The following is a 9,087-nucleotide window of genomic DNA, read 5'->3' on the forward strand; positions in this document are numbered from 1 at the left end:
GAAGGCTGCGTCAGCCGCGCGGATGGTGCTGCGCGTGCAGCTGCTTCAGGCGCTCGCGCGCCACGTGCGTGTAGATGGTGGTGGTCGAGATATCGGCATGGCCCAACAGCAGCTGCACCGCACGCAGGTCGACGCCGTGGTTCAGCAGGTGCGTGGCAAAGGCGTGGCGCAGCGTATGCGGCGACAGCGGCACGTGGATGCCGGCAGCCGCAGCCTGCTTCTTCACGATGACCCAGAACATCACGCGCGTCATGCCCGCGCCGCGCGCGGTCACGAACAGGTCGGGCGTCTGCTGGCCGTCGAGGATCACGGGGCGCGATTCGTCGAGGTAGCGTTCGATCCAGCGCCGCGCCTCGCCGCCGAAGGGCACGAGGCGTTCCTTGTTGCCCTTGCCGAGCACGCGCAGCACGCCGTCGTTGAGGCTCATGTCGATCGCCTTCAGCGCCACCAGCTCGCTCACGCGCAGGCCGCTCGCGTACATCAGCTCCAGCATGGCGCGGTCGCGCAGGCCGAGCGGGCTCTCGACATCGGGCGCGGCCAGCAGGTCGTCGACCTGCTTTTCGGACAGCGTCTTGATCGCGCGCGGCATCTGGCGCGCGGGCATGAGGCGGATGCTCGGGTCGGCCGTGATGCGCCGCTCGCGCAGCGCCCAGCGGTAGTAGCGCTTGAACACCGTGAGCCGGCGGTTCGCCGAGGTCGCCTTGCCCTTGGTGGACAGGCGCACGCCCATGTAGGCCTGCAGGTCGGTCTCGCGCGCGGCGTCCAGGCCCATGCCGCCCCGCTGTTCGCGCAGCCACTGCGCAAACAGCGCGAGGTCGCGGCGGTAGGCGGCCAGCGTGTTCTTCGACAGCCCGTCTTCGAGCCAGAGAGCGTCGATGAAGGTGTCGATGTCGGCGGTGGGGGGAGCGGCGGCGGCCTCGGTCATGCGGTGCAAGATAACAAAAGAAAAAGCCGCCCGGAACGCGGGCGGCTTTCGGGGGAAGCGAAGAGGCTCAGTCGAGCTTGAGGTTCTGCTTCTTCACGACCTGCTTGTACACGTCGAACTCGGCCTTGATCTGCGCGGCGAACTGGTCGGGCGTATTGGCCACGATCAGCGAACCGGTGTCTTCGATGCGCTTCTTCACAGCCGGATCTTCCACCGCCTTCTTCACGCCGGCGTTGATCTTGTCGACCACTTCCTTCTGCAGGCCCTTGGGGCCGAGGATGCCGTAGTAGGCCATGCGGTTGACCGGCTCCAGGCCGACTTCCTTGAAGGTCGGCACGTTCGGCAGGCCGGCCACGCGCGTCGGCGCCGACACCACGATCGGCACCAGGCGGCCGCTTTGGATGAAGGGCATCGCCGAGGGCAGGTTGTCGAAGATGATCGGCACCTGGCCGGCCACCACGTCGTTCAACGCCGGGCCCGCGCCGCGGTACGGGATGTGCGTGACGAAGGTGGTGGTCAGGCTCTTGTACAGCTCCATCAGCAGGTGGCCGATGCCGCCCGTGCCCGACGAGGCGTACGAATACTTGCCCGGGTTCTTCTTCAGCTCGGCCACGAATTCGGCGTAGTTCTTCGCCGGAAAGCTCGGGTTCACGGCGATCACGTTCGGCGTGGCCGCGATGTTGATGATCGGCGTGAAGTCGGTGATCGGGTCGTACGGCGTCTTCGGGTTGATGGCCGGGTTGGCCGCCGTGCTCGACACCGTGGCCACGCCCAGCTTGTAGCCGTCGGCGGGCGCACGCGCCGTTTCGGCCGCGCCCACGATGCCGCCGCCACCGGCGCGGTTGATCACCACCACGGGCTGACCCAGCACCTTGCCCAGCGGGTCGGCGATCACGCGCGCCACGATGTCCGTCGTGCCGCCGGGTGCGAACGGCACGCTCAGTTCGACCGGCTTGGTGGGATAGCCCTGCGCGAAACTCTGGCCTGCCACTGTGACCAGCGCGGCAGCGCCCACGAACGCGCTCCATTGACGACGTTGCATCGATAACTCCTTGACTTGACGGAACCGGCCGGGGCGGCCGGAAAAAAGCGAAGCCCGGATGCTAGCGGGTCGGGGCTTTCCGTCATGCTGTGGAATACCCACGGTTGTGCCGGTTTATGCTCGAAGCGGTGAACTACGCGCAGCTGCTCTTCCCCGATTTCTCCCTCATCGCCATCGGCTGGCTCCTGTGCCGCTACACCGCGCTCGACCGCCGCGTGTGGGACCAGGTCGAGAGCCTGGTGTATTACTTTCTATTTCCCGTCCTGCTGTTCCATTCGATCGTGCGCAGCCCGCTCGACTTCGGTGCGACCTCGAGCCTGCTGACCGCGGGCGTCGGCGTCGGGCTGGCCGGCATCGCGATGGCCTACGCCCTGCCCTTCGTGCCGGGCCTGCGCACGCACATCGACCGGCACGACCACGCCGCCAGCGCGCAGATCGCGTTCCGCTTCAACTCCTTCATCTGCCTGGCGCTGGCCGAGCGGCTGGCCGGGCCCGAAGGCCTGCTGCTGATCGCGGTGCTGATCGGCGTGTGCGTGCCGATGTTCAACATCGCCGCCGTGTGGCCGATGACGCGGCATGCGCAGACCGGCTTCGTGCGGCAGCTGGTGCGCAATCCGCTGATCGTGGCGACGCTGGCGGGGCTGCTGGCCAATGTGCTGGGGCTCACGGTGCCTGGCTGGTTGACGCCGACGCTCACGCGGATCGGGGCTGCGTCGCTGGCGTTGGGGTTGCTTGCGGCGGGGGCGGGGATGCAGTTCGCGACGTTGGGGCGGGGGAAGGTGTTGGCGGTGTCTGTGCTGGCGATACGGCATTTCTTTTTGCCGCTCGTGGCTTGGGGGTTGTCGCTTGCACTGAAGCTGGACGCTACGCAGGCTTCGGTGTTGATGGCTTTTTCTGCTGTGCCTACTGCTTCCAGTGCTTATGTGTTGGCGGCTCGGATGGGATACAACGGGCCTTATGTGGCTGGGCTGGTGACGCTGTCTACGATCTTGGGGGTGGTTAGCTTGCCGTTTGCGTTGGCTCTGCCTCGGTAGTTGCCGCGTGGTCGTAGGACGTTCCGAGGCCGGGTCTCGCCCCGGCGGGCGACCTACTTTTCTTTGCTTCGCCAAAGAAACGTAGGCAAAAGAAAGGCGACCCTGCTGTCTGCGTCCCTCCGCTTCGCTACGGGCAACCTGCGGTGCTCACGTTTCGCGGGGTCTCGCCCAAACTCGCTTCGCTCAAACAAGGGCGAGCCCTGATCCGCGAAACGCTGCGCTCCTCGGCGCATACAGAAGGGATTGGGGAACCCCTCGGGCCATCGCTTCGCTCGGCCTGTGGGCCGCAGCAGGCGCTGCGCGCCTGCTGCGGCTGGGATTGGTAGTGGTGCGTGCGCAGCGCGTATGGTTGCAAGCGCAAGCACGGATACGGGCACGGGATTCGGCTGTTGGAAATTCCCGGGCCGAGCGAAGCGACGGCCCGCCCGGTGTCAAAGCCCCTCTGGCTGCGCCGAGGAGCGCAGCGTTTCGCGGATCAGGGCTCGCAGCTGTTTGAGCGAAGCGAGTTCTGCGAGACCCCGCGAAACGCGAGCACCGCAGGTTGCCCGTAGCGAAGCGGAGGGTCGCAGACAGTGGGGTCGCCTTTTCTTTGCTTACTTTCTTTTGGCGAAGCAAAAGAAAGTAAGTCGCCCGCCGGGGCGAGTCCCGGCCTCGGAAAACAAACCCACAACAGGAATTCAACGAGCCAGCAAAGCAGGCAAAGCCGAAGCCAACATAGCAACCCCAGACAATGTCAACAAGCTCAACACGATCTTGCGAAACGCCGCTTCACTGATCCCGATATACAACCGAGCCCCCAACAACACCGGCACCGCAACAGCCGCAGCGACCAACACCAGCAACGGCAAAACCGACCGCCCAATACTCCCGCTCGCCACGTGCACAGCAAATGCCACAGCCAGCATCGAGAGGTTGAAGTTCTGGATCACAGCGCGCTGCGTGTCACGCTGGAAACCGCGCAGCGTGCACCACAACGTAGGCACGACACCCGAGAAGCCCCCGATGCCCGCCATCACACCGCCGATGGCACCCGCCACGCCGTCCGCTGCGCGACCGCCAAAAGTGATCTTCGGCAAGTGCTGCGACATCAGCATCGCCGGGCACCACAGCACCAGCAGCGTGCCCAGGCACACCTTGAACAGCACGATGTCCAGGTGCGGCAGCAGCCAGACACCGAAGGGCACGCCGACCAGGCCGCCGAGCACGAAGGGCCAGAGGATGCGCTTGTCGAAAGACCGCCGCACCGTGAGCGCTGCGATCACCTGCCCCGTGAGCGCGCCGAACAGCGCGAGCACGGCGGCCAGTTGCGGCTCCAGCGTCCAGGCCCACACAGACATCGCTACCATGCCGAAGGCAAAGCCCGACAGGCCCTGCACAAAACCCGCCAGCACAGCGCCGACGATCACATAGACATACAAGGCTTGCATGCGGCCGATGATAGGGGCCGCCGCCCCGCGCCCAGGTGGCCTAAGCCGACGCAGGCACCAGCGCCGTGCGACGCACGCGCCGCACATTGAAGGCGCTGGCGATCAGCACACCCTGCACCAGCGCCAGCCCGACGATCACGCTCGTGTACTGGCCGGCGTCCATCAGGCGACCGAACACCAGCGGTGCCACGGCCTGCCCGATGTCCAGGCCCGCATACACCACGCCGTAGACGCGCCCCGTCGCATTGGGCGGCGTCGACTTCTTCACCAGCAGGTCGCGCGACGGCCCGGCGATGCCCGAGACGAAACCCATCGCGCCGAACAGCACCGGCACCATCACTGGCGGGAACTGCGCAAAGGCCAGCACCAGCGCCAGCGCCGCCGCCACGCCGAAGCCCGCGCCCACGATGCGCTCGCAGCGCGAAGGGTCGGAGGCGAGGAAGCCGCCCACCACCATGCCGGCCGCGCTCGCCACCATGTAGACCGTGAGGCACACCGCCACCAGCGCCACCGGCACCGCGTGCAGATGCCCGGCGGCCACGGGTGCGAAGGTCTGCACCACGCTGATCACGGCGGCGTAGAAAAAGAAGAAGCCGAAGCACATCCACACGGCCGGGATGCGCAGGAAGTCGAACTCGCCGCCCACCGGCGCGGGCTCGCCCTGCCCCGTGGCCTTGTGCACGGCCGCCGCGTCGAGCGCCAGCACGCTGCGGTAGATCCACAGGATCAGCAGCACGACGATCGCCACCACGCCGGCCGAGGCCAGCGCCACACGCCACGAGAAGGCGATGGCGATCGGCACCACGAAGGCCGGCGCCAACGCCCAGCCCAGGCTGCCGGTGATGCCGTGCACGCTGTAGGCATGGCCCAGGCGCGTGGGCGCGACCTTGCGGTTGAACAGCGTGTAGTCGACCGGGTGGAACACGCCGTTGCCGATGCCGCCGACCACGGCGCAGGCCAGCAGCATCCAGTAGCTCTGCGCCATGGCATAGCCGAAGGCCGCGAGCCCCAGCGCGCCCAGCCCGACGAACAGCACCGGGCGCGGGCCCAGCTTGTCGACGATGAAGCCCGAGGCCGCCTGCACGATGCACGAGACCACGAAGAACACCGTGAGCACCGCGCCCAGCTCGGTGTAGCTCACGTTGAACGCGTCCTTCAGCCAGGGAAACAGCGGCGCCAGGATCAGCTGGCTGAAATGGCTCACCGCATGCGCCAGGCCGACCAGCCCGATCAGTTGGGCGTCGGTGCGCAAAGTGGTGGCGGGAACGGCTGTCGAGGAAGTGGATGACATGGATTGCTACAAAAAACCGGTGCGGGCACCGATGCTATGCGGCACCGACGCGGCAGAATGGCGATACAGCGACAACATTTGTCGAAACCATGCCAAGCGCCGTCCCCCCCCACGCTCCGCCCGCTCCCGAGCCAGCCCCCTCCGCCAAGGCGCGCGGAACGCCCACCGCGCCGACCAACAGCGTGGGCCCGCTCACGCCGCACCTGTACGCCCCCGACGCGGTGCGACCGCTGCGCGCCAAGGAACATTTCCTGAGCGCCGACACGCTGGTCGAGCTGCACGAGCACCCGTGGCCGCAGCTCACGTTCTCGACGCGCGGCGTGATCCGCCTGAGCACACAGGATGGCAGCTACATCGTGCCGCCGTCGCGCGCGCTGTGGGTGCCGGCCAACATGCCGCACAGCATCACGCTGATCGAAGACGCCGAGCTGCGCACCGTCTACCTGCACGCCTGGATCGCGCCCACCTGGGAGAAGTGCGAGGTGCTCGAGATCAGCCCGCTGCTGCGCGCCCTCATGCTCGCGCTCGACACCACGCCCGACGGCCTGCCCCCGGCCGACCCGCATGCGCCGCAGCGCGAACGCATGATCGCGCCGCTCCTGGTCGACGAGGTCGAGCGCGCCACGCAGATCCGCATCGACGTGCCGCTGCCCTCCGACAAGCGCCTGCGCCAGCTGTGCGAGACGCTGCTGCGCAACCCGGCCGACCGCGCCACGCTGGCCGAGCGCGCCGCCGCCATCGGCGCCAGCGAGCGCACGGTGGCGCGGCTGTTTCGCGACCAGCTTGGCATGAGCTGGCAGCAATGGCGCCAGCAGGCCGTGATGGCGCATGCGCTGCCGCTGCTGGCGCGCGGCATGGCCGTGAGCCAGGTGGCGTCGGCCAGCGGCTACGCCACCGACAGCGCCTTCTGCGCCATGTTCAAGGCAGCCACCGGGCGCTCGCCCACCTCGTTCCAGCACCGCAAGCGGCCGGCCACCCTTTGATGCCGCAGGGCATGGACCGGGCACGCCATGGTGCTCTGGCAAGATCGGCGACCGACACCGACACCATGCACTCACCGATCCCCCTGCACATCGCGGCCGAGGCCAGGCCTGCAACGTGGACCGCCGACATCTGGCTGCGCATCCGCCGCCATTTCCTGCTGAAGGCGGTCGGCACCACGGCCTTCACCTGGCTGTTCTTCATCGGCTACTTCCACCTGCTGCGCAACCCGGCCTTTCCGGTCACGGTGATGCCGCTGACGCCGCTGGACCACCTGATTCCGTTCCAGCCCTACACGCTCGGCGCCTACCTGTCGCTGTGGGTGTACGTGGGCTTCGCGCCGGGGCTGCAGCTCACGTTTCGCGAGCTGGTGGTCTACGGGCTGTGGATCGGCGCGCTGTGCCTGAGCGGCCTGGGCCTCTTCTACTTCTGGCCGACGCAGATCCCGCCGCTGGACATCGACGTCTCGGGCTACCCCGGCTTCGCGATGCTGCAGGGCGTGGACGCGGCGGGCAACGCCTGCCCCTCGATGCACGTGGCGGTCGCCATCTTCACCGCCGTGCGCCTGGCCGACGTGCTGCGCGCGGCGCGCACGCCGTGGCTGTTGCAGGCGATCAACTGGGCCTGGTTTGCAGCCATTGCCTACTCCACGCTGGCGGTCAAGCAGCATGTGGTGCTCGACGCGGTGGCCGGCGCGCTGCTCGGACTGGCCTTTGCGCTGCCCTCGTTGCGCTGGCGCCCCGGCCCCCGTTGATCCGGGGCCGCCCCGAGGATTTCCCTAAGGTCGAAGCGGATATCATCAATCACCATTGATCATCAACACAGGCCGAACGAGGAAGGGATCGACCCCGTGGCCCGCCACCCGCAAGGGACAGGCAGCCCATCGATCAACGGCGGCACAAGACGACAGGCATCGCAGATGAGTTCGCTGAAGGAATTGCAGGACCTGATCCACGAGAAGTACGGCATCGAACCGTCCAAGCTCGACCCCCACGCCTCGATGCGTGAAACCGGCGGACTCGATTCGCTGGCCCTGGCCGAATTCCTGTTCGCCATCGAAGACCATTTCGGCATCACCATGCCCGACGACGACGCGAGCATCGACACCCTGGCCGAGCTCGCGCAGCTGGTCGACAAGGTCCGGGCCGCCAAGACAGCGTGAGCACGCACGAAGTCGCCGTCACCGGGCTGGGCGTCATGGCGCCGCATGGCGACGCGCCCGACGCGCTGTTCGACGCGCTGCTGCAGGGCCGCTCGGCCATCGCCCCGGTCTTTCCCGAACTCCCCAAACCCGCCGCCGCCGCCACGGTCGCCTTCGACGAGACGCGCTGGTTCACCAAGCTGCAGCTCGCGGGCGTCGACCGCGTGAGCCAGCTGGCCGTGGCCGCCGCCGACCTCGCCCTGCGCGATGCGGGGCTGACCCTGAGCGATGCCGGCATCGATGCCGAGCGCGTCGGCGTCTACGCCGGCTGCGGCATGGGCGGCGCCGCCGCGCTCGAGGCCGCCTACCGCGGCAACGGGCGCGTCTCGCCGCTCACCATTCCCGCCTTCATGCCCAACGCGCCGGCCGCCCACGTGGCGATGCGCAACGGCGTGCTGGGCCCGGTGCTCACGTACTCGGTCGCCTGCGCCTCGTCGTCGGTGGCCATCGCCGAGGCCGCCAAGGCGGTGCAGCGCGGCGAGGTCGACATCGCCATCGCGGGCGGCAGCGAAGCGCTGATCGTCCCGGGCGTGGTGCTGGCCTGGCAGGCCATGCAGACGCTGGCCGGCTTCCAGCCCGGCGAAGCGGCCGGCGCGGTGCGCCCCTTTGCCACCGACCGCAGCGGCTTCGCACTGGGCGAAGGCTCGGCCTTCCTCATTCTCGAATCGGCCGAGCGCGCCCGCGCGCGCGGTGCCCGCCGCTACGCCACGCTGGCCGGCTGGGGCCTGAGCAGCGATGCCACCCACCTCACCAAGCCCGACGCAACGGGCCAGGCCCGCGCCCTGGGCGCCGCGCTGCGCCAGGCCGGCCTGCAGCCGCGCGACGTGGGCTACTGCAACGCCCACGGCACGGCCACGCGCATCGGCGACGTGGTCGAGCGCAACGCGCTGGCCGAGGTCTGGGGCGCCGACTTCGACGCCCTGCGCGTCAGCTCGACCAAGGCGCTGCACGGCCACATGCTGGGCGCGGCCGGGGCCATCGAGGCGCTGATCACCGTGCTGGCGCTGCACCGGCGCGAGCTGCCACCCAACGCGAACTGCGCCGAGGTCGACCCCGACTGCCGGATGAACCTCGTCGCCCTCGGTGACAGCGCCGCGCCCGCGCTCGACGCCGCCATCAGCAACTCCTTCGCCTTCGGCGGCACGAACTCGGTGCTGCTGTTCCGCCGAGGCTGAGCCGCGTGCTC

The 9,087-nt window shown here is 68.4% G+C and carries 9 protein-coding genes; 5 read left to right on the forward strand and 4 right to left on the reverse strand.

Going from position 1 to position 9,087, the window contains the following annotated elements:
* Positions 1-10: 10 nt before the first annotated feature.
* On the reverse strand, positions 11-925 hold the full coding sequence (gene xerD, locus AC57B8_RS29585; RefSeq protein ID WP_307590446.1) for a site-specific tyrosine recombinase XerD: 915 nt from the start codon (positions 923-925) through the stop codon (positions 11-13).
* A gap of 67 nt (positions 926-992) precedes the next feature.
* The gene (locus AC57B8_RS29590) at positions 993-1,967 is read right to left on the reverse strand and encodes a tripartite tricarboxylate transporter substrate binding protein BugE (protein ID WP_496481557.1); all 975 of its coding nucleotides are present in this window, start codon (positions 1,965-1,967) and stop codon (positions 993-995) included.
* A gap of 116 nt (positions 1,968-2,083) precedes the next feature.
* Between AC57B8_RS29590 and AC57B8_RS29595 the strand changes: the two genes are divergently transcribed.
* Entirely contained in the window at positions 2,084-3,001 is a 918-nt protein-coding gene (locus AC57B8_RS29595) for an AEC family transporter (RefSeq protein ID WP_307590444.1), read from the forward strand.
* A gap of 677 nt (positions 3,002-3,678) precedes the next feature.
* On the opposite strand, the gene AC57B8_RS29600 is transcribed toward AC57B8_RS29595, so the two are convergent.
* Together AC57B8_RS29600 and AC57B8_RS29605 are read right to left on the reverse strand one after the other, a co-directional pair.
* Complete coding sequence (locus AC57B8_RS29600) at positions 3,679-4,428, reverse strand: sulfite exporter TauE/SafE family protein (RefSeq protein WP_095950752.1); 750 nt, start codon at positions 4,426-4,428, stop codon at positions 3,679-3,681.
* A 40-nt stretch (positions 4,429-4,468) separates the two neighbouring features.
* The gene (locus tag AC57B8_RS29605; protein WP_496481558.1) at positions 4,469-5,719 is read right to left on the reverse strand and encodes an MFS transporter; all 1,251 of its coding nucleotides are present in this window, start codon (positions 5,717-5,719) and stop codon (positions 4,469-4,471) included.
* An 89-nt stretch (positions 5,720-5,808) separates the two neighbouring features.
* On the opposite strand from AC57B8_RS29605, the gene AC57B8_RS29610 reads away from it, so the two are divergent.
* The 4 genes from AC57B8_RS29610 to AC57B8_RS29625 all read left to right on the forward strand — a co-directional run bounded on the left by AC57B8_RS29610 (position 5,809) and on the right by AC57B8_RS29625 (position 9,076).
* Positions 5,809-6,702, forward strand: coding sequence for an AraC family transcriptional regulator (locus AC57B8_RS29610; RefSeq protein ID WP_496481559.1), 894 nt, complete (start codon positions 5,809-5,811; stop codon positions 6,700-6,702).
* A 65-nt stretch (positions 6,703-6,767) separates the two neighbouring features.
* Positions 6,768-7,454, forward strand: coding sequence for a phosphatase PAP2 family protein (locus tag AC57B8_RS29615; protein WP_095950754.1), 687 nt, complete (start codon positions 6,768-6,770; stop codon positions 7,452-7,454).
* A 165-nt stretch (positions 7,455-7,619) separates the two neighbouring features.
* Positions 7,620-7,862 carry an acyl carrier protein gene (locus AC57B8_RS29620; protein ID WP_062472943.1) on the forward strand — a complete coding sequence of 81 codons (243 nt, stop codon included), beginning with the start codon at positions 7,620-7,622 and terminating at the stop codon, positions 7,860-7,862.
* Complete coding sequence (locus AC57B8_RS29625) at positions 7,859-9,076, forward strand: beta-ketoacyl-[acyl-carrier-protein] synthase family protein (protein ID WP_496481560.1); 1,218 nt, start codon at positions 7,859-7,861, stop codon at positions 9,074-9,076. The genes AC57B8_RS29620 and AC57B8_RS29625 overlap by 4 nt, the downstream gene beginning before the upstream one ends.
* Positions 9,077-9,087 lie beyond the last annotated feature (11 nt).

The sequence above is a fragment of the Variovorax sp. BGA-UO-ETr-C22 genome (assembly GCF_059567965.1).